A 22,439-nucleotide genomic window follows, 5' to 3' on the forward strand; every position below is an offset into this window, starting at 1 on the left:
TTCAGCTCCTTCAGCCACCACGAGCCGGCGGCTCGGTGACGAACTTGATGGACATGATGCCAGCGCGCTGGCACGCCACCATGACCTTGCCCACGTTCTCATAGCGGGACTTGTCGTCGCCGCGGATGTGAACTTCCGGCTGAGGATTCAGAACCGCCACCTTCTTCAGGCGCGCCACCAGCGTTTCCACGTCGGGAACCGGCTGCACGCCCCAGTAGATGTCGCCATCCTTGGTCACCGCGATTTCGATGTTCTCCGGCTTGGTGACGCGGACGACGTTCGTCTCCTTCGGCAGGGTCACCCCCACCGATTGCGTCACCACCGGCACGGTGATCAGGAAGATGATCAGGAGCACCAGCATCACGTCCACGAGGGGCGTGGTGTTGATGGTCGAGACCACTTCGTCGTCGCCACCGGACGAACCTACGTTCATCCCCATATTGCGTCTCCGGAAACTGCGGTGCGGATTAGCGGCCTGCGACCTTGCGGCTGCCCATCAGGACGCCGTGCAGGTCAGCAGCGAAGGCACGGACCTGGCCCATCACCGTCTTGTTGCGGTTGACCAGCCAGTTGTAGCCCAGCACGGCCGGAACGGCGACGGCCAGACCGATGGCGGTCATGATCAGCGCGGCACCCACGGGGCCGGCGACCTTGTCGATCGAGGCTTGACCGGCCACGCCGATCTGCGTCAGCGCCTGCAGGATGCCCCACACGGTACCGAACAGGCCGATGAAGGGGCTGGTCGAGCCGACGGTCGCCAGGAAGCCCAGGCCGCCTTGCAGACGGGTGTTGACTTCGCTCACGGCGCGGTCGATGTTCATCGTGACCCACGTGTTGTGGTCGATGTTCTCGGTCAGGGCGCCTTCATGGTGCTCCGAGGCTTCCACGCCGGTCTGGGCGATGAAGCGGAAGGCACCGGTTTCGCTCAGGCTCTTGAGGCCTTCCTGCAGGGAAGCCTTCTTGAAGAACGACGCGCGGACGTCCTTGGCTTCGCGGGAGATCTTCGAAGTGTCCCACAGCTTCGTGAACAGGATGTACCACGAGCCCATGGACATGATGGCCAGGATGGCCAGCACGGCCTGGTCGACCACGTTGCCGTGGGCGACGATGTTGCCCAGGCTGTACGGGTTGTCGACCGGCTTGGCGGCGGCCGGTTCGGACACGGCGGCAGGAGCGATGTCGGCAGGAGCGGGGGCGGTGTCAGCGGCGGAGGCGGCGGCCGAGGCAGCCTGGTCCTGCGCTTGGGCGGCCAGGGGGGAGACGGCCAGGGTCGCGGCGCACGCGACGGCCGCAAACAAGGCAGACAGACGAGAGATCATGGAGGGTGCTCCTACGAGAAAAGTCTTGAACTCAGGTTGAGAGGTCGGGGCGCGTCAGGCGCCCCGTGTTCGATCGATCGCGGGTGGGACAGTCCCGCGGATCATTCCATGTTGAACACGAATTCCTGTTCGAGGATCGCGTCCGTGCACTGGTATTCCGTCAGCGCCGCCTGGATGGCGTTCTTGAGCGCGCGTTCGGCCTTGCGGTCGTTGGCGCCGCGCAAGGCGGTGAAGGTCACGTCAGCCACCTTGCCGCCCTTGACGGTGAAGGTCGCCTTGTAGCTCGCGGTGCCGCTCCAGTTGAGTGCCGGCATCTCGGGCTTGGCCATCTTGGAGCAGTTGCCGATCGCCGACCGGGGCTTGTCCGACGGCGGTGCCGGCGGTGCCGGAGCGACGGCCGGCGGGGCCGGACGGAACTCCTGCGCCGGAGGCGGCGTCGTGGACTGCACGGCCACCGTCTGCGTCGGCGGCGGGGGAGCGGTCACGACCACTTCCGGCGGCGGCACGAACGGCGGCGGCGGTGCCTTGATGTCGGGCGGCGGCGGCACGACCTTGTCGGGCGGAGGCGGCGGTTTCACCTTCTCTTCCACGACCTTGACGTCGATCGGGCCCTTGACGGCCTCCTTGATCTTGGTCGCCAGACCGCTCGCCAGCGCCCAGATGATCAGGACGTGGATGACGATGACGATGCCGATGCCAGTCACGCGCGATGACCCAGCTTTATCCTGCGCAAAGTTCATGCGCGCTCCTTCATCAAACTGCGAATTTCTTTCATCGAATCTACAAGGGGAGTTCGACTCAACACAGCGTCTGGTCGGATCAGGCGTTCGCGCCGCAACCTGGGGTCAGCAGCGCCTGTCTTGCCGGCTGTGCGAGCGACGGAGACGAGCGGTGCCACATCGCCGAAGCGCCACGGACCGCCGCCCCGCCGAAGGCAGGAGGGACACACGAAGACTCGAAAACCCAGGGCACGATACGAACCCGACTCAACAAAAATGCCCGTCAGCTTGTGGCCGCGGGCGTCTCGAGGATCGGTCAAAATCCTGTAGCAAAACTACAGATTTCGACTACCTTTCACGACCTTGATCATAAACGACATGCACAAGCCGCAAGCCATGGGGTTTGCCCGAGCATGCGCGCATCGCCCATCGCACGAGGCACCAGCGGTTACAGCCGGTGCGCCATCCGACGATCGAGCCTGTCGACCCTGGTATTCTACTGGTATGCCCCCTCGACCCCTCCCCAGGAGTCCTAGGGGTAACCCGCGAAGACGTGACCGGACGAACTGCTCTTCGAACGAGGCAATCCTCGTGCCAGCCCGGTGCTTCAGCCGGCCTGTCCCGCCGTTTTCGGGGCGGCAATCAGCCAACCGGTGATCGCCTGGCGCTCCGCCATGGCAAATGGCGGCACGTAGGAGACGAAATGTCGCTGAGGCACCGTGAACAGCGACAATGAGTTGAAGTGCGGGAAATAGGTATCCAGTACCGATCCGTCCTCCGCCGTGAAGTGGAGCATCCCGCCCCAATCCGGACGCCAGCGTCGCGTGAGGTTGATCACGTAGGCGATCCGGCGGTCCTCGCGGTCCACATGATCGTCGTGGGTGGTCAGGAAGTTACCGCGCGAGTACATGGTCGCCTGCGCATAGACGCCATTGATTTGAGGGTCACCGCTCAAGGTCCGCATGCGCGAGAGGTACTCCTCCCCCGCCATCCAGCGCATGAATCGCGCGAGCAGGTCCTCGCGGCCGGCCTGCACGGCCTGGACCAGCGAGTCGGAGAAGAACGAGAACTGGAAGCCCTCGCGCGCGACCGAATGGATGCCTTCGCTGAGCTGCATCCGCTGCTGCGGCGTCAGGCCGCGCAGTTGCTCCCCGGTGAGGCGCCGATCGCCGTTCAGGTCGCGGTAGACAAGTTCCCAGTCGATCGCCTGCAGCGCCCGGTCGAGCGCCTCGGCCACCTCGGGCGCGAAGAAATCGCGGATCAGCACCCTGCCCTCGGTCCGCAGCGTGCGGCCCAGCGCGTCGAAGTCCAGGTCGGGATTCAGGTAGTTCATGAGGTCGGCCGGAATGAAAGCAGGCCCCGAAGGGCCTGCGTGAGTCCGTGAGGGGCATCGCCAATCTAAGTCAGATCGGCGATCCCGCCATCATCAGTAGCGATAGTTGCCGCGCAGGTAGAAGGTGCGCTGCTGGACCGCCGCGTAGGTCGGGTCGAAACCGACCTGGAAGTAGTCTTCCTGGTTGGTGGTCGGCGGCTTCTTGTCGAACAGGTTGCGGATGCCGGCCGTGATGGTCACGCCCTTGATGCCGCGGAACTGACCCTGCACGTCGAACAGGTCGTAGGCCTTGACCTTGCGGACCTCGTCGTAGTCCTCATAGCCGTTCTGGCGGAAGTAGCGCAGGGACGCGCCCCACTTGTCCTTGTCCCAGTCCAGCGTGAAGGTCTGCTTCAGCTTGACGACCGGACCGCCCAGGTTGTACTTGCCCAGGTTGTCGCGGGTCGTGCCGGTGCCGACGATGCTTTCCTCGCTCTTGGTCAGCAGCGTGGCTTCCCAGCCCGGGGTCAGCGTGCCGAACTCGGTGCGCAGGCGGGCGCGGGCGCTGAAGTCGAAGCCCGCCGTGCGGATCTTGCCGACGTTCTCCCACGAGGCGCGCACGTAGTCGAGGTAGCCCTGGCTGTTCAGGACCAGACGATCCTTGAAGATCGAGGTGCTGTCGTTGCTGGTCGGCGAGGTCCGGTGCTTGTACCAGTCACGCAGGATGTCGTCGCCCGACAGGAAACGCAGCCCGTTGGTGATCTTCATGTCGAAGTAGTCGACGCTCAGCGTGGTGTCCTTGACCATCTCGAACACCAGACCCAGGTTGAAGGTCTTGGACTTCTCGGGCTCCAGGTTCAGGTTGCTGTTGTTCTGCACCGTCAGCTGCGTGTTGCAGTAGTCGGTGTTGGCGGTGGAGCCCGTGCAACCGACCTTGGTGTCGTAGTTCGGGTCGTTGAAGTTGCCGCCCGTGTTCGTGAAGGCGGAAGGCGCGAACAGGTTGTCCAGCGCCGGGGCGCGGAAACCCTTGCCCGCCGAGGCGCGGAACAGCAGCCCGGTCATCGGCGTGAACTTCACCGACAGCTTCGGGCTGGTGGCCGACAGCGAGCGGGTGTCGAAGGTGCCGTCGCGGGAACCACCGCTGGTCTTGGCGTACTTGTCGAAGCGGACCGCGCCGTTGATCTCCACGCTCTTGAGCACCGGGAGATTGGCTTCGGCAAAGATGCCGCCGACGTCGCGTTGCGCCGAGACCTTGCCCGCCGTGCCGGAACCGCCGACCACGTCACCCGAACCTGCCAGCTCCGAGTAGCCGTCAAGGTACTTCTCCTTGCGCGCCTCGCCGCCGAAGGCGATGCCCAGGTTGCCGGCACCGACGTTGAACAGCTCGCGCGACAGCGTGAAGTCCACGCCGTTGTTGCTGGTCTTGGACTTGCGGTTGTTGCCGGTCAATTCGGCGCTCTTCAGCGCAGCCAGGCCGGCGGCGTCGTTCGGGCCCCACGGGTTGATCAGGCCCGTGCGCAGTGCCTGGACCAGACGGGTATCCGAATAGTTGCCGGTCAAGAAGTCGTCGCTGGCCTTGCCCTCCGCGTAGACATAGGCCGCCTTGTAGTCGAAGCCGCCGAACGTGCCCTCGGCCCCCAGGACCGTGCGGGTCACCTGGTTGGTCACCTTGGTACGGCGCTGGCCGCCGTCCACCATCCGCCAGGACAGGATCAGGTCGCCGCGGTAGCCCGGAGCCACCGCGTCGACGGCAGCGGTCGGGTAGTACTTGCCGCCGCCCGGGTACACGTAGCTGGGCTTGCCGGTGGTGGTCGACGGCGTCTGCGACGAACCCAGCACGATCTCGTTGCGGCTGTAGGAGACTTCGGCGAACAGCGTGTGGTCCTGGCTGGGGGCGAACGTGCCCTTGACCAGCGCGCCGTAGCGGTCGGACGCCGGCACCAGATCGATGTAATGGGTGTAGTCGTACCGGCAGTTGGCTCCGCCGGCATAGGAATCCGGGGGCTGACAGTTCGGGAAGTTCGCAGCACCGGGCACGTACTTCGAGCCGGGGCCAGGATTGAAGGGATTGCCCGGCGGGATGGACGCATTGGCCGGGAAGGTATTGCCGGAGTCCTTCACCACCCCCAGATCGGGCCGGTTGCCGGTGGAAGCGTACGAGCGGTCCGCCGCGCGGATCGCGTCGTAGTTCTGGTAGTTGAAGGTCCCCAGCAGGTTGAACTTGTCCTTGGACAGGTCGCCGACCCCGCCGCCCGCCGACACGGAGAACACGTCGCCCACGCTCTTGGGCATTTCCATGCCGACCGACACGTCGAAGCCCTGGAAGTCCTTGCGGGTGATGAAGTTCATCACGCCGCCGATGGCGTCGGAGCCGTAGGTCGCCGAGGCGCCATCACGCAGCACTTCGATGCGTTCGATCGCCGCCAGCGGGATCGCGTTCAGGTCCACGCCCTGGCCGGAGAACGGATACACCGGCAGGCGGCGGCCGTTCAGCAGGACCAGCGTGCGGCCGCGGCCCAGGCCGCGCAGCGAGGCGCCGACCTGACCGTTGGCGGAACCGTCGCCGATCGACTGGCCCAGCGCCAGACCGCCGCCGTTGTTGTAGCTCAGGCGGTCGACCAGTTCCTGGACGTTGGAGGCGCCCGACTTGTTGATGGAGTCGCGGCTGATGACGCTGACGGGCAGCGAGGTTTCGGCGTCGATCCGCTTGATCGACGACCCGGTGATCTCGACGCGGTCGAGCTGGGTGTTCTGCGCGGCGACGGGCAGCGCCGCGGCGCCGAGCGCGAGCAGCGCGGCGAGATTGATGCTCTTGCGTTTGAACATGAAGACTCCTTAACCGGAAGCACAGGTTGTTGTGTCGCCGGGAACACGGGTGGCCGTGATGTCGGCCTGGACCCTCCGAGCGGTGTTCCCGGCGTTGGGCCGGGCCAGTTTCTTTTCCGGTTTGAAAAGCAATCCCCCGTGTTCACCCTATGGCGTACGGCGCAAGCCGCTTTACAGACGGAAATCGCGGGTAAACACCCAAGGGCGCATACCGACCGGCGTTGCTGCCGCGCTACGCGCGAATGCCGCCCTATGCAACTGTTTTACAGGTGTAAAAGGTCGTAATACGCACCACAAGTGCGCATTTCCGTCATCGGCGTCACCGCCAATCGCCCGTTTGCCTCGATGCATGGCAAGGACTCGTGGCCTTCCCGTGCCATTCGTCGGGGCGATTCCCCTCTCCGGACACCGGAATGGACACGCAGGCACCAACCCGGTGCCTTGATGATTTCAAGAATGTTTCCGCCAGAAAAAAGGACCGCGTCGCGGTCCTGAGGTGGGGTCGGAGGCAGGCCAGATGGCCGCCACATTCAGACCGGGAGTCGTCGCTCGACCCGCGGCACCGCCGCGAGCAGGGTGCGGGTGTAGTCCTCGCGCGGCGAGCCGAGCACGTCGTCGCAGGTGCCCGATTCGACGATGCGCCCGGCCTGCATCACGGCCACCTGGTCGGCGATGTACTCGACGACGCCGATGTTGTGGGTGATGAACAGGAAGGACAGGCCGCGGCTGCGCTGGAGATCGCGCAGCAGGTTCAGGATCTGCGCCTGGACCGAGACGTCCAGCGCGGAGGTCGGCTCGTCGCAGACGATCAGGCGCGGCTCCACGGCCAGGGCGCGGGCGATGGCGATGCGCTGGCGCTGGCCGCCGGAGAACTCGTGCGGGAAGCGCGACAGCGCGTCGCGGCGCAGGCCGACCTGGTCGAGCAGATCGTGCAGCAGCGCCAGACGGGCCGGTGCGTCGAGCTCGGGCCGCAGCGCGAGCAGGCCTTCCTCGAGCACCTCCTGCACCCGCAGCCGCGGGTTCAGGGAAGCGAACGGGTCCTGGAAGATGATCTGCACCTGACGCCGCGCCTCGCGCAGGGCCACGCCGTCGAGGTGGAAGAGGTCCGTCGCTGCCCCGCCCTGCCCGGTCGGCGGATGGAGCAAGGCCTGCCCCTCGATGACCGCGACGCGGCGCAGCAGCTGGACGATGGCTTTGCCGGAGGTGGTCTTGCCGCAGCCGGATTCGCCGACCAGGGCCAGGGTGCGACCGGCTTCGATGGAGAACGAGACGCCGCCGACGGCGTCGAACCAGCGCTTCGTGCCCCCGAAGAACCCGCGCGCCATCGGATACCGGACGTGCAGATCCTTGACCTCGAGCAGCATCGACGGCGACTGCTCGGCGCTGGAGGCGCCGGTGCCCCTTGGAGCGAATGCCGAGCGTGAGGAGGCGATTGAGCGGAGAGGGGCACCGGCGCCTCCAGCGCTCTCCGTCCCGGCCACCGACTCCCTGGGATCGGTGTAGAGCAGGCAACGTACCTCATGCGCCGCGTCCCCGCCGGACACGGCGGCCAACGCCGGCGGTGTGGACGCGCAATGCACCATGGCGCGGTCGCAGCGCGGCGCGAAGCGGCAGCCCTCGAAGGTCAGCCACAGCGGCGGTACCGTGCCGGGGATGGCGGCGAGCGGTTCTCCGCGACGCTGCGCGTCCGGCAGCGCCTGCAGCAGCAGTCGCGCATACGGATGTTTCGGCGCGGCGAAGAACTCGGCGGCAGAGGCCACCTCCACGATCTGTCCCGCGTACATCAGCGCCACCTGGTGCGCCATGCCGGACACCACGCCCAGATCGTGGGTGATGAGCAGCAGGCCCAGACCGCGCTCACGCTGCAGGTCCTTGAGCAGGTCCAGGATCTGCGCCTGGATGGTGACGTCGAGCGCGGTGGTCGGCTCGTCGGCGATGAGGAAGTCCGGTTCCGCCGCCAGCGTCATCGCGATCATGATCCGCTGCTTCTGGCCGCCGGAGAGCCGGAACGGGTACTCGTCGATGCGGCGCTCGGGCTCGGGGATGCCGACGCGGCGCAGCCAGTCGATGGCCTTCTTGCGCGCCGCCTCGCCGCGCAGCGGCGTGTGCGCCTCGATCGCCTCGACGATCTGCGCGCCGACCTTCATCACCGGATTCAGGCTGGTGCCCGGCTCCTGGAAGATCATCCCGATGCGGCCGCCGCGCACGTCGCGCATGCGGGCCTCGCTCAGGTCGAACAGGTCCTGGCCGTCGAGGTCCAGCCGGCCGCCGGCGATGCGGCCGTTGTCGGGCAGCAGCCGCATCAGCGCCAGCGCCGTCATGCTCTTGCCGCAGCCGGACTCGCCCACCAGCGCGAAGGTCTGGCCCTGGGCGAGCGTCAGGCGCATGCCGTCGATGGCGCGCACCAGGCCCGCGTCGGCGTCCAGGTGGACGTGGAGGTCGTCGATCTTCAACATGTGGCGGCGTCCCTCACGAAGCCTTGGCGGCCGGACCGGTCGGCTCGGCGCTCTTGTTCTTCTTCAGCGACAGCACCATCGGCCGCAGCTTGCGCGCCCGCGGGTCGAAGGCGTCGCGCACGCCGTCGGCGAACAGGTTGGCCGCCAGCACCAGGCTCACCATGAAGCCGAAGGCCGCGACGAAGCTCCACCAGACGACCGGATCGCGGCTCATCTCCGAGCGCGCCAGGTTGATCATGCCGCCGAAGCTGTTCATGCCCGGATCCACGCCGACGCCGACGTAGGTCAGCACCGCCTCGTAGAGGATCAGGTCGGAGAAGTTGAGCACCAGCGAGATCAGCACCAGGTGCATCACGTTGGGCACGATGTGGCGGACCATGATCGTCGTGTCGCGCACGCCGAAGGCGGTCGCGGCCTGGACGAAGTCGGCCTCGCGCAGCTTGAGCGTCTCGCCGCGCACCAGCCGGCACAGCGTCGCCCAGCCGGTCACGCCGAGGATCACGCACAGCAGGAAGATCTTCAGGTCGGCGCGCTCGGCGCCGGTCTCGAAGGCCTCGGGATGCTTGTCCAGGAACACCTGCACCATCAGCACGCAGGCGGCGATCAGCAGCACGTTGGGCACCGAGGTCAGCACCGTGTAGAAGTACTGGATGAGCTCGTCGACCCAGCCCTTGAGGTAGCCGGCCAGGATGCCCAGCACCAGCGCGAAGGGCAACGTCGCCAGCGTCGACAGCGCGCCGATGACGAAGGCGGTGCGGATGCTCTTGAGCGCCTGGTAGAGCACGTCGTTGCCGGTCTGGTCGGTGCCGAACACGTGATAGTGGCCCATCAGCGCGATCACCGGGCCGGCCAGCAGCGCGATCACCGAGAGGGTGCCGAGCGCCGCGCGCCACGGGTAATGCGTGCGGTCGCCCAGCAGATCCTTCAATCCCTGCCCGAAGCCGCCGTGATGCGGCGCGAGGATCGCCGCCATCAGCAGCGCCATCAGCACCGACGCGGCGGCGCCCAGCGCGAGCCCGGTCAACGAGCGACGCGTCAGGTCGCCGTGCCAGTCGCGCTCCGGATCCTGCAGATGCGCGCCGCCGAAGGCCAGGCGCGGGAACTCACGCACCACCTGGTCGCCGTGCGCGACGCTGTCCAGCGTGAAGCCCTGGTACGCGAGCGGCGCCGAATAGCTGGTCTCGCGCATCTCGATCTGGCGCGCCAGCAGCAGGTCCAGCACGGACTCGGTGCGGGTCTCGTAGAACTGCTGGCCGGCGGGACTGTCGGCCAGCGCGCGGCGGAAGTGCAAGCTGTCCAGCGCCGTCACGCCGAGGAACAGCACCAGCACCATGCCCGCGCTCAGCGCCGCGGGATCGCGCAGCACGCGCTGCCAGTTGGCGCGCAGGTGCGGGCGGCGGATCAGCCGCACGATGTAGAAGACCAGCGCCGCGAACATCGCCCACAGCGCCACGTCGGTCCAGAGGAAAACGACCTTGAATCCCATGTCGAGTCTCTTGTCCTGTCTCGATGTCTGAGCGCGCCGCGCCTCAGGTCAGCCGCACCCGCGGATCGACCCAGGTGTAGACCAGGTCGATCAGCGCGTTGCTGGCGATGTAGAGCAGCGCGCCCAGGAACACCATGGTGCGCACGATGGCGAAGTCCTGCCCGGTGATCGCCTCGATGACGAAGGCGCCCAGGCCGGGGATGCCGAAGAAGCTCTCGAACACCAGGCTGCCCAGGAACACGTACGGCAGGTAGGCGCCGGCGCTGGTGATGATGGGGATGAGCGCGTTGCGCAGCACGTGGCGCATCAGCACGACCGGCTCGGACAGCCCCTTGGCGCGGGCCGTGCGCACATAGTCCTTGCCGACTTCCTCCAGCAGCATGGCGCGGTACAGCCGCGCCTCGCCGCCCAGGCGCGACAGCAGCGACAGCGCGATGGGCAGCGCCAGGAACTTGATGGCGTCCAGGCCCGGCTCGTAGCCGTTGATCGGCACCAGCCGCAGGATGCGCGAGAAGAAGAACTGGCCCACGATGATGTAGAACAGGCTGGAGATCGACAGCATCAGCACGCACAGCACGACGCCCCAGAAGTCGATGCGCGAGTTGCGGAAGAAGGTGAGCAGCACCGCGAAGGCCACGCTCACGATCAGCTGCAGCACGAAGATCGGCACCGCGAGCTGCAGGCTCACCCCCATGCGGGTCTTGATCTCATGGCCGATGTCGACGGCCTGGCGCGCGTCGGAGCGGCCGAAGTCCAGCAGCATCAGCGAGACCGAGCGTTCCCAGAACACCGTGTGGGTGACGCGCTCCGCGCCGGCGCGCGACGCGTCCCAGTAGAGCGGCTTGTCGTAGCCGCGCTCGGCCTTCCACTTGTCGATCTGCTCCTGCGAGACGCGCTTGCCGCCGATGTTCAGGCGGGCCATGTCGTCCGGCGTGTTCACGGTGAAGAACAGGAAGAAGGTCAGCAGGTTGACGCCGACCAGGATGGCCAGGCCGTAGGCCAGCCGGCGGGTGAGGTACTTGAACATCAGTCGGCTCCCCGGGGAGCGTTCGTGGCGACGGGTGCCGCGGTCGGCGCCGAGGTGCCGCGTGCGGTGGCGGTCTCGCGCTTGCGGAAGCTTTGGCGCGTCATCCACACGATCGCGAGGCCGCCGACGACCAGCACCAGCAGCGGCCACCAGACAGGCCGGTTCCAGTCGGCCTGCAGTTGCGCGCGCTGCCGCGGATCGATGCGGTAGTAGCGGGCCGGATCGCGGATGACGATGCTGGGCTTGCCGTTGTGCACCCATTGCTGGAAGGCCTGGCCGGTCCAGGCCCAGTAGCCGAAGGCCCACGGCGAATCCTGCTGGACGATCTCCACCATGCGGTCGATGACCTGCTGCTTCGCGGGGCCGTCGTCCAGCACCTGGATCTGCTTGAACAGGCGGTCATACTCGGCGTTCTCGTAGTTGGCCGAGTTTTCCCCTTCATGCAGCGACTTGCTGTTGGGACCGTACAGCAGGAACAGGAAGTTCTCCGCGTCCGGATAGTCCGCGAACCATCCCCACCAGAAGACCTGGTGCTTGCCTTGGTGCAGCTTCTCCTGGAACTGGTTGTAGTCGGTGGCGCGGACGTCGAGCTGCACACCCAGCTTGGCGAACTGCTTCACCAGCCAGTCGTTCTCGGCCTTCACCTCGGGCGTGACGGTCCGCATGAAGTCGTAGTTCAGCACCAGCGGCTGGCCGCTCGTCGCATCGCGGCCGTCCGGGTATCCGGCCTGCGCGAGGAGCTGCTTCGCCTCCTCGATGGAGCGGCGCTCGATCCTGCCGTCGACGCGCTTGTGCGTCACCGGATTGAAGAAGCCCGGCTGCGCCTCGCGCGACCCGAACACGCCGGGCGGCACGGGGCCGTAGGCCGCCACGCCGCCGCGGTTCTTGAAGATCCGGCCGTAGCCTTCCTCCCAGTCGATCGCGATCGACAGCGCCTGGCGCAGCTTGCGATGGCGCGCCTCGTCCTCCGGCGTCTTGCCCTTGCCGATCACCGGGTCCAGCATGTTGAAGCCGAGGTACCAGTTGTTCGGGTCGGTCGAGCGCGGGAAGGCGAATCCGCGCTGCTTGAAGAAGGCGTCCGTCTGGGCCGAGTCGCTGGCGTCGGCGTAGAACTCGACGCCCCAGTCGCCGCGCTCGAGGTCCGGGATGTCCAGGTAGCCCTGCTTGAACATCTCCTTGCGGGGCACCCGTTCCTTGATCAGCGTGGCGACGATCCTGTCGATGAAGGGCATCGGCTTGCCGCAGTCGGCCAGGCGGCCGGCGGGGCCGTCGTCGGGCATGCCTTCGCAGGGATACAGATCGTCCTTGCGGTAGTTCGGGTTGCGCGACATCACATGGCGGCGGTCCTGCTGGTACTCCGTCATCATGTATGGACCGGTACCCACGGGCCACTGGTTCCAGGACATGCCGTGCTCGGCCATGCCGGGCTGCGCATAGAACAGGTCGACCTCCCAGGGGATTGGCGCCATGAAGGTCGTGGACATCCAGTAGGTCCACTGCGGGTACTTGCCGATGATGCGCACGCGCAGCAGGTGGTCGTTCACCGCCTCGGCACCGGCCAGCGGCCACTTGCGGAAGTCCAGGAAGGGCTTGTCGGGCGAGTTCTCGGGCAGGCCCTTCAGCAGCTTGGCGTTCTCCTCGCGGATCAGCGCGCCGTAGGCCTTCAGGCCGAGGACGTGCTCGGAGAACAGGCCATAGATCGGCGCCTCGATGCGCGTGGTGGCGTGGCGCTTGAGCGCGAACACGAAGTCGTCGGCGACCAGCTCGCGCGTCCCCTGATGCTCGAACTGCCACGGCGAGCGCTTGTCGCCGAGGTCCTTGGCCGTCAGATGGTGGTAGCGGTAGTGGCCCTGCGCATCCTTCGCGAACGCGGGACTGGGCGCATACATCACGCCGGGACGGATCGGCACGTCGTAGACGCTCTGGGCGATGCGCTCGGAGGGCGCGTCGTCGGGCAGGCGCTTGCCGTCGGCATCGAGGTAGTACGGCTTGATCACGGACGCCGCGGCGCGCGGGATCAGTTCGTACGGCCGCTTCAGGTAGTGGTATCCGTACAGCGGCTCGGCGATCTGGTAGGTGTAGACCGACTCGGGCGTGGTGTAGGACGCGGTGGGGTCGAGGTAGCGCGGGGAGCGCTCGTCGAAGGACAGGTACAGCGTGTTGTCCTTGGCCGCGCCCGCGGGATAGGGGCTGTTGTTGCAGCCGGCCAGCAGCGCGGCGGTCGTCAGTGCGGCGGCGAGCAGGCCCGCCATCCTGGCGGCCACCGAGCCCACCGGGGCCTTCCACGTCCCGCGCCCGCCACCCGCCGCGCGCAGCGACACGTTCCACAGCCCCGACGACATCGTCATCCTTCCAAAACGCAAACGCCGCATCCTGGGGATGCGGCATTGCCAGATTGTTGCCATGACCGCGCCTCTCGTGGAGGCCGGCCGACGCCGGGGCGGATCATAGCGGCCCGGTTCGCGGCGCGCCCGTGACGTCAGTCAGTGGTCGTGCTTGCCGTGGCCGTGGTCATGACCGTCGTGGTCGTGCGCATGATCGTGCCCGTGGTGATCATGATGGTCGTGACCGTGATCCACGTGGCCCCAGGCGACGATGACGTCGCGCCCCTCCACCATCATCTCGGCCTTGGCGCCGACCGGCAGGCAGACCTTGGTCGGCACGTGCCCGAAGGGCAGACCGGTCAGGATCGGCACCTTGACGCGCTCGCGCAGCGCCTGGATGCAGGCCTTCATCGAATAGCCGCGGTCCAGCGGCGACTTCTTCCAGCCGCTGAAGCTGCCCAGCAGCACGGCCTTCTGCGCGTCCAGCACGCCCGCCTGCCAGAGCTGCAGCAGCATGCGCTCGACGCGGTAGGGGTGCTCGTTGACGTCTTCGAGGAACAGGATGCCGCCCTTGATGCGCGGGAAGTGCGGCGTGCCCAGCAGCGAGCACAGCACCGTCAGGTTGCCGCCCCACAGCGTGCCGCGGGCCTCGACGCCGTCCAGGCCGGTCTCGGTACGGAAGCCGATGGCTTCGAGCGAGCCGTCCATCGCCTCCAGGAAGCAGTCGCGGGTGATCTCGTCGACGCCGCCGTCGGCGTCGGCGCGGCCGAAGTCGTCGCAGGCGATCGGTCCCGCCCAGCTCGTCTGCTTCGTGTGGGCGAGCAGCCCCAGCTGCAGCGCGGTCACGTCGCTCAGGCCGACCCAGCGCGTGCCGCGTTCGACGCTGCGCGCGATGGTCGGCCAATCGATGCGGTCCAGCAGCCGAGTCAAGCCGTAGCCGCCGCGCGTGGCCAGCGCCACCGCCGGCGCGGCCTCGGCCACGCGGTGCAGCGCGGCCAGGCGGGTGTCGTCGTCGCCGGCGAAGCGCTGGTGCTTCGACAGCGCCGCCTCGTCGATCTCCACGTCGAAGCCGAGCGCCGTCAGCCGTTTCGCCGCGCGCTTGAGCGGTTGCGATTGCGCCAGGACGCCGGACGGGGTGTAGAGGGTGAGAGAGCTCATCGCTGCGTGTCGTCCTGCATGTTGTCCTGCATGTTGTCCTGCGAAGGATCGGAATTCAGGGAAAGGTACTGCGCGTCGCCGACCGGGATCTCGGGGAACTCCTGGACTTCGGGCAGCACGCTCAGCGTGTCGACGGCGTCGACGTCGAGGCCGTCACCTGCCGCATCTGCACCGATTGCGGCACCGGTGGCGCCATCCACGGCGGCACGGCGACGGGCCTCGCGCAACTGGCGCGCCGCCTCGCGGCGTTCGGCGAAGAACTCACGCAGCAGGCGCGAGGACGCGTCCGCCAGCACGCCGCCATGCAGCGCGGTGTGATGGTTGAGCTGCTTCTGCCCGAACAGGTCCAGCACCGAGCCGGCGACGCCGGTCTTCGGATCGGGCGCGGCGAAGACGACGCGCTTGAGCCGCGCATGCATCATCGCCATCGCGCACATCGCGCAGGGTTCGAGCGTCACGTAGAGCTCGCACTCCGGCAGCCGGTAGTTGCCGAGCAGCTGCGCGGCGTGGCGCAGCGCGACGATCTCGGCGTGGGCGGTCGGATCATGGGTCGTGATCGGGCGGTTGTAGCCGGTCGCGATCACCTGACCCGCACGCATGATCACGGCGCCCACCGGCACCTCGCCGACGAGCCAGGCGTTCTGGGCCTGGTCGAGGGCGAGCCGCATCGCGTATTCATCCGCGGGGTCGGCAGGGCCGGCAAGGTCGGCAGGGGGGATCTGGGGGGACTCGGTGGTCATGGCGGCGCTCGCGCGGCAGTGTAGCCGCGCCCGCTATGCTGCCGCCCCATGCAACAGGAGTTCCCCGGTCAACAGGACGATCTCTTCGGCGAGCTGCTGCCGCCGGCCCCGGCCGCGCCGGCGCAGCGGACGGCTCGCGTGGACGTCGACAAGATCGGTCACGTCGATGCCGACGAAGACGCCGGCGACGACAGTGGCAACGGCGATGGCGACGTCGATGGCAAGGGTGGCGACAAGCTGGCCGCAGCCGCCCCGAAGCGCCGCCGCGCCGGCATTCAACCGCAACCGCCCGACGACGCCCAGGTCGCGCTGGCGGCCGCGCTGTCGCCGCGGATCCGGCTCGGCACCTCGTCCTGGAGCTATCCGGGCTGGCAAGGCATCGTCTGGGAAGGCCGGCACGGCGAGTCCAATCTCTCGCGCAACGGCCTGACCGCGTACGCGCAGCAGCCGCTGCACCGCGCGGTGAGCATCGACCGCGGCTTCTACCAGTCGCTGACGGCCAGCCAGTACGAGCGCTACGCCCAGCAGGTGCCGGAGGACTTCCGCTTCACGGTCAAGGCGCCGAGCGTGATCACTGATGCGCAGGTGCGCGCCGAGGACGGTCGCGGCCGCCAGGCCAACACCGCGTTCCTCGATCCGCGGCTGGCGGTCCAGGAGTTCCTGGCGCCGGCGATGGAAGGCCTGGGGGCGCGCATCGGCGCGCTGGTGTTCCAGCTGAGCCCGCTGCCGCTGGCGATGCTGGGCCGCATGCCGGAGCAGCTCGACCGCCTGCACGCGATGCTGGCCGCCCTGCCCTCGCTGCGCGATGTGGCTCCGGGGGCGGTCGTGGCCGTCGAGGTCCGCGACCCGGAATGGCTCACGCCGGACTTCGTCGCCGTGCTCAAGGACTGCGGCGCGCGCTACTGCCTGGGCCTGCATCCGAAGCTGCCGCCCCTCCAGGAACAGTTGCCGCTGCTGCGCGCGATGTGGCCGGGTCCGCTGGTGTGCCGCTGGAACCTGCACCGGATCCACGGCCCGTTCGGCTACGAGGACGCGGAGAAGAAGTACGGCGAGTACGCCGAGCTGATGGATCCCGATCCCGAGACCCGGGCCGTGCTCGCGAAGGTGATCCGCGCCACGGCCGAGGCGGGGCATCCCGCGTACGTCACGATCTCCAACCACGCGGAGGGATCCGCACCGCTGACGCTGCGCGCCCTGGCGCAGGAGATCGTCGCCCCCGGCGAGGCTTGATCGCGGCGCGGCTCCACCCGTTCAGGCGAGCGGCCAGCGCGCGAGTTCGACATGCCGGGACTGCCCCTGCAGGCTGTCCATCAGCACCAGATCCGTGGCCGTCCAACCCGGGACGATGAACGGCTGCGGCTCGACCGCGAGATCGTCGTAGAACAGCGTCAGGTGCGGCGTGAAGTGCGGATCGGTGCGCAGTCCGCCGAGATGCAGGGACTCGCCGAGTGCCGACCGCAAGCGCCGCACGGCGTCGAGGCAAGCGCCGCCGCCGAGCACCAGCGGCAGGTTCCGGCGCTTGCGGGTGAAGCTCAGGAGCTGGTCGAAGTCCACCCGCACCGGAGCGTGCCTCAGCGAAGCGGCCCCCACCTCAGCGAGCTGCCGCACTTCCGTCATCGCCTCGGCCTGATCGATCTGGTCGTCGTCATACCAGCCGAGGTGATGCAGCGTCACATGGAGACGCTCCGTGCGCGAAGCCTTCGCACGCAGGCCGAAGCGACGCACGAGGTCATCGGAGACCGCGCCCAGCCTCGCCGCGGTGGCCGGATCGGGCCGCAGGCAGAAGAAGAGCGCATGGACAGTCACGGCTCAATCACCCTGCCATCAAGGCGCGATCGAGACGCTATCACTGCGCATCGGAGGCGCGCTGCTCGCCCTGCTTCATGAGCCCCTCGACCTGCCGGCCGACCGCCTCCGGCTGAGGCCGTCCCGCCGACGGCGCGGAGGCCGCCGGATTCGCCGAAGCCGGCGGCTTCATCGACTGCATCTGCTTCTTCGCGGTCAGCATCACGATGGCGAACACGATGACGAGGGCGAGGATGGACAAGGCGCTGCGCATGCAAGGACTCCGGAACGGAAGCGGGGATGGCGGGAAGCATAGCCACACCCGCCCGCCGCCGACGCGTCGGGCGGGTCAGCGCGTCGCCGAGGCGATGCCCGGTCGCAATCGCAGGATCTGCGGCGAACGTTCCTGCGCATCGCGCCAGCGCGGTTCGAGCGCGCGCCAGGCGGGCGAATGCCGGCAGGCGCTCCAGCGGAGGGCCCAATCGTCGGCGTCCGCGGCGCGGGCCATCCAGACAAAGAGCTTCTCCCCTTCGCGCACCGGCAGGCGGGGGAAGTTGTTGGGCGACCGTTCCGGTACGAAGCTGCCGATGACCGGCAGGCCGGCGGCCTCGATAACGGGGACCACCTCGTGCTCGAAGAAGCGGGCGAAACCGTCCGCGGGATCGGCCGGGTCCTTCCAGAGCGTGCAGACGTGCAGCACCACGAGCCCGGGCGCGGCCCCTCGCGCGAAGGTACCCGCCTCCCTTGCCGCATCCAAGCGATCCGGATGCGGTCCTTCGACCGGGCTCCTCATGAGCAGCACGTTGTCGTTGTCGACCAGCAGCGGATTGGCCTCGTCGCGATGGGCCTGCCACACGGGGCCGAAGTAGAACGCGCCGAGCGTGCGTTCGCGCGCGGCCATGTCGTCGAAGCCGCGGATCCAGACGAACCGGTCCGGATCGTCCAGGTCGGCGAACTGTCCGTACAGCCGCATGCCGACGGCTTCCTGCGAGTCGACGAATGCCGCGTCGAACAGCCGCATGAAGCGGTCGCGCTCGCCCTTGACGATCTTGTACTGGCGCAGTTCGTAGACGGGGTGATCGTCGGCCATCGGAGGTCTCCGTGAGGGTGTCGAAGCAGTCGACGATTCTGGACGGAGCCCCTGACATCGCGTGTCAGGACAGGGTTCCTCACGGACACCAGCAATGGGTCGAACTTCAACCGCACATGCGAGTGGAGGTCATACCGATCTCAGGCATTTCGAGCGCGCCGCATACCGTTCGAGGCCGTGGCTCTTGAAGAACCTGAAGCGAAGAATCGACGGCTTGTCATTTCGCTGAACGCACTGGAAACCCCCATGCCCGCACCTGTGATCACGATGTCCCCCGAGAGCCACATCCATTTGCCGGAAGAGCTTCGTCAACGCTATGACTGGAAGCCCGGTCAGTCCCTCATGGTCGTCTGCCGCGAAACCGGCGTCTTCATCTGCCCGCCCGTGCCAGTCGAAGAGGCTCATGGCATCGCGTTCGGCGCGAACACGGACTTCGATCCAGAACTCGCTCCTCTGTCTTGAACCGTCATGATCCAAGGACACAACATGCCTGCACCCGTCGCCATCCTCTCCTCTCGACATCGCGTCGAGCTGCCGAAAGAGATTCGAGACACGCTCGATTGGAAGCCAGGAGAAGAACTGAAGGTCGTCCGACACAAGGACGGCATCTTCATCTACAAGCGAATCACTCTGGAGGCGGCCTGTGGCGTCGCCAAGGGAGCGAACACCGATTACGACTACAGGGATCGCCATGACCGTTTTTGAGCACCCGGCTTCCGCGCCTCCCTTGCGTCCCGTCGTGGTGGACACCTCCGCCTGGATCGAGTTCCTCGCGAACTCGGATCTGGGCCGACAGATCAAGAGCACACTTCCGCCGTTTACGCATTGCATCGTGCCGACCATCGTGCAGCACGAGCTCGCCAAGTGGGCACTGCGGACACTGAACATCAACCAGCATGACTTCATTGAACGGACACTCGAAGACTGCCCGGTAGACATGCTCGACACGGCCACCGCGAAGGAGGCGGCCAAGATCAACGCCAAATACAAACTCCCGTCGGCCGACGCCTTGATCTATGCGACGGCTCAGAAGTTCAGCGCCGAAGTCATCACCTGCGATGCGCACTTCAAGGACCTGCCTTTGGTGCAGTTCTATCCGAAGAACGCAAAACCTCGCGGCGTCGGTATCGGATCTGACGGCCGGTGGGAAGGCTGGCCGACGTCGGCTCAGATGTCGCCGCTTATCCAATGACGGCATTGCAAGTCCGGAAACGCACAGGGGCCCGACCGGGCCCCTGTTCACTCTCAGCGCGAAGCGCTCATTCCCATTCGATCGTCGCCGGCGGCTTGCTGGAGACGTCGTAGGTGACGCGGTTGATGCCGCGCACCTCGTTGATGATGCGGCCCGAGCAGCGCTTGAGCAGGCTGTACGGCAGCTCCGCCCAGTCCGCCGTCATGAAGTCGCTGGTCTGCACCGCGCGCAGCGCCACCACGTAGTCGTAGGTCCGGCCGTCGCCCATCACGCCCACGCTCTTCACCGGCAGGAACACCGTGAAGGCCTGGCTGGTCAGCTCGTACCAGGTCTTGCCCGTCGCCTCGTCGCGCGTGTTGCGCAGTTCCTCGATGAAGATCGCGTCGGCGCGACGCAGCAGGTCCGCGTATTCCTTCTTCACCTCGCCCAGGATGCGCACGCCCAGACCCGGCCCCGGGAACGGATGGCGATAGACCATCTCCGGCGGCAGCCCCAGCGCCACGCCCAGTTCGCGGACCTCGTCCTTGAACAGTTCGCGCAGCGGCTCCAGCAGCTTCAGACCCAGCTGTTCCGGCAGCCCGCCCACGTTGTGGTGGCTCTTGATCGTCACGGCCTTCTTGGTCTTCGTGCCGCCGCTCTCGACCACGTCCGGGTAGATCGTGCCCTGCGCCAGGAAGGTCGCGCCCTTGTGACCTCCGTCGCCGGACTTCAGCTTCTCGGCCTCGGCCTTGAACACGTCGACGAACAGGCCGCCGATGATCTTGCGCTTGCGCTCCGGATCGGTCACGCCGGCCAACTGGCCGAGGAACAGCTCGCTCGCATCGACGCGGATCACCTTCGCGTGCAGCTTGCCTTCGAACATGTCCATCACCATGTCGCCCTCGTTCAGGCGCAGGAGACCGTGGTCGACGAACACGCAGGTCAGCTGGTCGCCGATGGCGCGGTGGATCAGCGCCGCGGCCACGGAGGAGTCCACACCGCCGGACAGGCCCAGGATGACTTCCTCGTCACCGACCTGCTCGCGGATCTTCTGGACCGCTTCCTCGATGTAGTCGCCCATGATCCAGTCGCCCTTGCAACCGGCGATCTCGCGCACGAAACGCTTGTAGATCGCCGCCCCCTGGACCGTGTGCGTGACCTCGGGATGGAACTGGAGCGCGTAGTAGCCCTTGTCCTCGTTGACCATGCCGGCGATGGGGCAGGTCGGCGTGGACGCCATCAGCTTGAAGCCCGGCGGCAGCGCCGTGACCTTGTCGCCGTGGCTCATCCACACCTTCAGCATGCCGTGGCCTTCCGGCGTCGCGAAGTCCTGGAGGCCGTCCAGCAGCTTCGTGTGGCCGTGGGCGCGGGCTTCGGCGTAGCCGAACTCGCGGTGATCGCTCCATTCGACCTTGCCGCCCAGCTGCACCGCCATCGTCTGCATGCCGTAGCAGATGCCCAGCACCGGCACGCCCAGGTCCCACACCGCCTGCGGCGCGCGCAACTCATGGTCCTCGTAGGTCGACGCGTGGCTGCCCGACAGGATGATCGCCTTCGGCGCGAACGCGCGGATGAAGTCGTCGCTGACGTCGTTGGGGTGGATCTCGCAGTAGACCTGGGCCTCGCGCACGCGACGCGCGATCAGCTGCGTCACCTGGGAGCCGAAGTCGAGGATGAGGACTTTGTCGTGCATGGTCAGCTTCTGAAGATGCTTGGGGATTCTGGGAGGCTCAAGTTCAAGCGCACGCTCGGGCTCAGGCCTTGGCCGCGGCGGCCTGCGCCGGCGGGCCCATGTTGAAGTGGCGCCACGCAAAGCCCAGCGAGGCCAGCTGCAGCAGCGCGCAGAGGTAGAACGGCGCGCCGATGCGCCAGTCGGTCTTGGGGAGCTCGGCGACCAGCGCCATCAGCCCCAGCCCGGCGATCGGCGAGATCACCGCCATCAGGCTGTTGATCGCCGCCACCGCGCCCATGGTCTCGCCCTGCGTGCGGGCGTCGGCGGCGTTGGAGATCACGCTCTGCATCGCCGGGGCCGCGGCCACGCCGGCGATGTTCAGGAAGATCGCGGCGATCATCATCCAGGCCTCGGTCGACATCCCCCAGATCACGTTGGTGAGGATGGAGGTCGACAGGCCGATCAGCACCAGACGACGTGCGCCGAGCCAGCGCATCAGCGGCTGCAGCAGCACGCCCTGCACGACCACCGCGACCAGGCCCACGACGAACAGCGACAGGCCGTTCTCGCGCGGGCCCCAGCCGAACTTGTGCTGGTTGTAGAGGACCCAGCTGGTCTGGATCACCAGCTGCGCCAGGCCCGAGCACGCGATCACGTAGATCAGCGGGCCCACGCCGCTCAGCTTGCGCAGCCGGCCCAGCGCGGCGACCGGGTTGGCCTTGCGCCACTCGAAGGGTCTGCGGTGCTCCGGCGGCAGCGATTCGGGCAGCACGAAGAAGCCGTAGAGCCAGTTCAGCAACGCCAGCGTGCCGGCGACGTAGAACGGCAGGTGCAGGTCGATGCTGCCGAGCAGCCCACCCATCACCGGGCCGAGGATGAAGCCCATCCCGAAGGCCGCGCCCAGCATGCCGAAGCGCTTGGCGCGGTCCGCCGGTGGCGTGATGTCGGCGACGTAGGCGTTGGCGACGGCGGCGTTGGCCTGCATCGCGCCGGAGAACAGCCGCACCACGACCAGCATCCACAACGCGTCGGCCAGCGCCGTCACGAAGAAGCTGAGCGCCAGGCCGCTGAAACCGATCAGCATCACCTTGCGGCGGCCGAAGCGGTCGGACAGCCCGCCCAGGATGGGCGAGCCGAAGAAATTCGCGAGACCGAAGGCGAACGCCACGGCCAGCTGCGCCAGCGTGTGCTGGGTCTCGCTCTGCGTGAAGGTTCCGACCAGCGGCGGCAACACCGGAATGATCAGGCCGATCGACACCATGTCGATCAGCACGGCGATCAGGATGAACGACATGGCGGCCTTGCGGCCGCCATTGGTCGTCGTCGCCGCGACGGCATCGACCTTATTGGACAA

At 67.3% G+C, this 22,439-nt stretch carries 19 protein-coding genes and 1 pseudogene; 4 read left to right on the top strand and 16 right to left on the bottom strand.

Features of this window, described 5'->3' with window-relative positions:
• Positions 1-10: 10 nt before the first annotated feature.
• The 11 genes and pseudogenes from ACQZ13_RS21625 to tadA form a co-directional block, all read right to left on the bottom strand.
• Positions 11-439, bottom strand: coding sequence for an ExbD/TolR family protein (locus ACQZ13_RS21625; RefSeq protein ID WP_067269350.1), 429 nt, complete (start codon positions 437-439; stop codon positions 11-13).
• Between the two features lie 28 nt (positions 440-467).
• Complete coding sequence (locus ACQZ13_RS21630) at positions 468-1,319, bottom strand: MotA/TolQ/ExbB proton channel family protein (protein ID WP_088405197.1); 852 nt, start codon at positions 1,317-1,319, stop codon at positions 468-470.
• 101 nt (positions 1,320-1,420) lie between these two features.
• The gene (locus tag ACQZ13_RS21635) at positions 1,421-2,059 is read right to left on the bottom strand and encodes a hypothetical protein (RefSeq protein ID WP_431048022.1); all 639 of its coding nucleotides are present in this window, start codon (positions 2,057-2,059) and stop codon (positions 1,421-1,423) included.
• Between the two features lie 586 nt (positions 2,060-2,645).
• A complete protein-coding gene (locus ACQZ13_RS21640; RefSeq protein WP_431048023.1) occupies positions 2,646-3,371 on the bottom strand; it encodes a 2OG-Fe(II) oxygenase in 726 nt (241 codons plus the stop codon).
• Positions 3,372-3,464: 93 nt separating this feature from the next.
• Entirely contained in the window at positions 3,465-6,176 is a 2,712-nt protein-coding gene (locus ACQZ13_RS21645; RefSeq protein WP_431048024.1) for a TonB-dependent receptor, read from the bottom strand.
• Positions 6,177-6,706: 530 nt separating this feature from the next.
• A complete protein-coding gene (locus ACQZ13_RS21650; protein WP_431048025.1) occupies positions 6,707-8,632 on the bottom strand; it encodes an ABC transporter ATP-binding protein in 1,926 nt (641 codons plus the stop codon).
• Between the two features lie 13 nt (positions 8,633-8,645).
• Positions 8,646-10,118, bottom strand: a complete 1,473-nt coding sequence (locus tag ACQZ13_RS21655; protein ID WP_431048026.1) for an ABC transporter permease — start codon at positions 10,116-10,118, stop codon at positions 8,646-8,648.
• Between the two features lie 43 nt (positions 10,119-10,161).
• Positions 10,162-11,145, bottom strand: coding sequence for an ABC transporter permease (locus ACQZ13_RS21660; RefSeq protein WP_431048027.1), 984 nt, complete (start codon positions 11,143-11,145; stop codon positions 10,162-10,164).
• Positions 11,145-13,397, bottom strand: a complete 2,253-nt coding sequence (locus ACQZ13_RS21665; RefSeq protein WP_431053328.1) for an ABC transporter substrate-binding protein — start codon at positions 13,395-13,397, stop codon at positions 11,145-11,147. The genes ACQZ13_RS21660 and ACQZ13_RS21665 overlap by 1 nt, the downstream gene beginning before the upstream one ends.
• A gap of 231 nt (positions 13,398-13,628) precedes the next feature.
• Positions 13,629-14,627, bottom strand: a complete 999-nt coding sequence (locus ACQZ13_RS21670; protein WP_431048028.1) for an LD-carboxypeptidase — start codon at positions 14,625-14,627, stop codon at positions 13,629-13,631.
• A gap of 212 nt (positions 14,628-14,839) precedes the next feature.
• A pseudogene (tadA, locus tag ACQZ13_RS21675) lies at positions 14,840-15,367 on the bottom strand (tRNA adenosine(34) deaminase TadA); the annotation flags it as partial.
• A gap of 48 nt (positions 15,368-15,415) precedes the next feature.
• Between tadA and ACQZ13_RS21680 the strand changes: the two are divergent.
• Positions 15,416-16,597 carry a DUF72 domain-containing protein gene (locus ACQZ13_RS21680; RefSeq protein ID WP_431048029.1) on the top strand — a complete coding sequence of 394 codons (1,182 nt, stop codon included), beginning with the start codon at positions 15,416-15,418 and terminating at the stop codon, positions 16,595-16,597.
• Positions 16,598-16,618: 21 nt separating this feature from the next.
• On the opposite strand, the gene ACQZ13_RS21685 is transcribed toward ACQZ13_RS21680, so the two are convergent.
• From ACQZ13_RS21685 to ACQZ13_RS21695, 3 genes are all read right to left on the bottom strand, one after another.
• On the bottom strand, positions 16,619-17,173 hold the full coding sequence (locus ACQZ13_RS21685) for a 2'-5' RNA ligase family protein (protein WP_431048030.1): 555 nt from the start codon (positions 17,171-17,173) through the stop codon (positions 16,619-16,621).
• Positions 17,174-17,213: 40 nt separating this feature from the next.
• The gene (locus tag ACQZ13_RS21690) at positions 17,214-17,426 is read right to left on the bottom strand and encodes a hypothetical protein (RefSeq protein WP_431048031.1); all 213 of its coding nucleotides are present in this window, start codon (positions 17,424-17,426) and stop codon (positions 17,214-17,216) included.
• 75 nt (positions 17,427-17,501) lie between these two features.
• The gene (locus tag ACQZ13_RS21695; RefSeq protein WP_431048032.1) at positions 17,502-18,242 is read right to left on the bottom strand and encodes an NIPSNAP family protein; all 741 of its coding nucleotides are present in this window, start codon (positions 18,240-18,242) and stop codon (positions 17,502-17,504) included.
• A 177-nt stretch (positions 18,243-18,419) separates the two neighbouring features.
• On the opposite strand from ACQZ13_RS21695, the gene ACQZ13_RS21700 reads away from it, so the two are divergent.
• The 3 genes from ACQZ13_RS21700 to ACQZ13_RS21710 are packed head-to-tail and all read left to right on the top strand — an operon-like array spanning position 18,420 to position 19,434.
• Positions 18,420-18,704, top strand: a complete 285-nt coding sequence (locus tag ACQZ13_RS21700) for a hypothetical protein (RefSeq protein WP_431048033.1) — start codon at positions 18,420-18,422, stop codon at positions 18,702-18,704.
• Between the two features lie 24 nt (positions 18,705-18,728).
• Positions 18,729-18,947: an AbrB/MazE/SpoVT family DNA-binding domain-containing protein gene (locus ACQZ13_RS21705; RefSeq protein ID WP_431048034.1), complete on the top strand. Its 219-nt coding sequence runs from the start codon at positions 18,729-18,731 to the stop codon at positions 18,945-18,947.
• Positions 18,934-19,434, top strand: a complete 501-nt coding sequence (locus tag ACQZ13_RS21710; protein ID WP_431048035.1) for a type II toxin-antitoxin system VapC family toxin — start codon at positions 18,934-18,936, stop codon at positions 19,432-19,434. The genes ACQZ13_RS21705 and ACQZ13_RS21710 overlap by 14 nt, the downstream gene beginning before the upstream one ends.
• 67 nt (positions 19,435-19,501) lie before the next feature.
• Here the strand turns inward: ACQZ13_RS21710 and guaA are convergent, their stop codons facing one another.
• Both guaA and ACQZ13_RS21720 read right to left on the bottom strand, forming a co-directional pair.
• Entirely contained in the window at positions 19,502-21,106 is a 1,605-nt protein-coding gene (gene guaA / locus ACQZ13_RS21715) for a glutamine-hydrolyzing GMP synthase (protein ID WP_431048036.1), read from the bottom strand.
• Between the two features lie 61 nt (positions 21,107-21,167).
• Positions 21,168-22,439, bottom strand: a complete 1,272-nt coding sequence (locus tag ACQZ13_RS21720; protein WP_431048037.1) for an MFS transporter — start codon at positions 22,437-22,439, stop codon at positions 21,168-21,170.

The sequence above is a fragment of the Roseateles sp. L2-2 genome, from assembly GCF_050613215.1.
Taxonomy (GTDB): Bacteria; Pseudomonadota; Gammaproteobacteria; order Burkholderiales; family Burkholderiaceae_C; genus Roseateles; species Roseateles noduli.

Excerpts from the sequence above, each read along its gene's own strand:
- ACQZ13_RS21655 (WP_431048026.1), bottom strand. The coding sequence starts at position 10,118 with ATGGGATTCAAGGTCGTTTTCCTCTGGACCGACGTGGCGCTGTGGGCG.
- ACQZ13_RS21645 (WP_431048024.1), bottom strand. The coding sequence starts at position 6,176 with ATGTTCAAACGCAAGAGCATCAATCTCGCCGCGCTGCTCGCGCTCGGC.
- ACQZ13_RS21635 (WP_431048022.1), bottom strand. The coding sequence starts at position 2,059 with ATGAACTTTGCGCAGGATAAAGCTGGGTCATCGCGCGTGACTGGCATC.
- guaA (WP_431048036.1), bottom strand. The coding sequence starts at position 21,106 with ATGCACGACAAAGTCCTCATCCTCGACTTCGGCTCCCAGGTGACGCAG.
- ACQZ13_RS21710 (WP_431048035.1), top strand. The coding sequence starts at position 18,934 with ATGACCGTTTTTGAGCACCCGGCTTCCGCGCCTCCCTTGCGTCCCGTC.
- ACQZ13_RS21690 (WP_431048031.1), bottom strand. The coding sequence starts at position 17,426 with ATGCGCAGCGCCTTGTCCATCCTCGCCCTCGTCATCGTGTTCGCCATC.
- ACQZ13_RS21625 (WP_067269350.1), bottom strand. The coding sequence starts at position 439 with ATGGGGATGAACGTAGGTTCGTCCGGTGGCGACGACGAAGTGGTCTCG.
- ACQZ13_RS21630 (WP_088405197.1), bottom strand. The coding sequence starts at position 1,319 with ATGATCTCTCGTCTGTCTGCCTTGTTTGCGGCCGTCGCGTGCGCCGCG.
- ACQZ13_RS21660 (WP_431048027.1), bottom strand. The coding sequence starts at position 11,145 with ATGTTCAAGTACCTCACCCGCCGGCTGGCCTACGGCCTGGCCATCCTG.
- ACQZ13_RS21665 (WP_431053328.1), bottom strand. The coding sequence starts at position 13,397 with ATGGCGGGCCTGCTCGCCGCCGCACTGACGACCGCCGCGCTGCTGGCC.
- ACQZ13_RS21705 (WP_431048034.1), top strand. The coding sequence starts at position 18,729 with ATGCCTGCACCCGTCGCCATCCTCTCCTCTCGACATCGCGTCGAGCTG.
- ACQZ13_RS21670 (WP_431048028.1), bottom strand. The coding sequence starts at position 14,627 with ATGAGCTCTCTCACCCTCTACACCCCGTCCGGCGTCCTGGCGCAATCG.
- ACQZ13_RS21680 (WP_431048029.1), top strand. The coding sequence starts at position 15,416 with ATGCAACAGGAGTTCCCCGGTCAACAGGACGATCTCTTCGGCGAGCTG.
- ACQZ13_RS21695 (WP_431048032.1), bottom strand. The coding sequence starts at position 18,242 with ATGGCCGACGATCACCCCGTCTACGAACTGCGCCAGTACAAGATCGTC.
- ACQZ13_RS21640 (WP_431048023.1), bottom strand. The coding sequence starts at position 3,371 with ATGAACTACCTGAATCCCGACCTGGACTTCGACGCGCTGGGCCGCACG.
- ACQZ13_RS21650 (WP_431048025.1), bottom strand. The coding sequence starts at position 8,632 with ATGTTGAAGATCGACGACCTCCACGTCCACCTGGACGCCGACGCGGGC.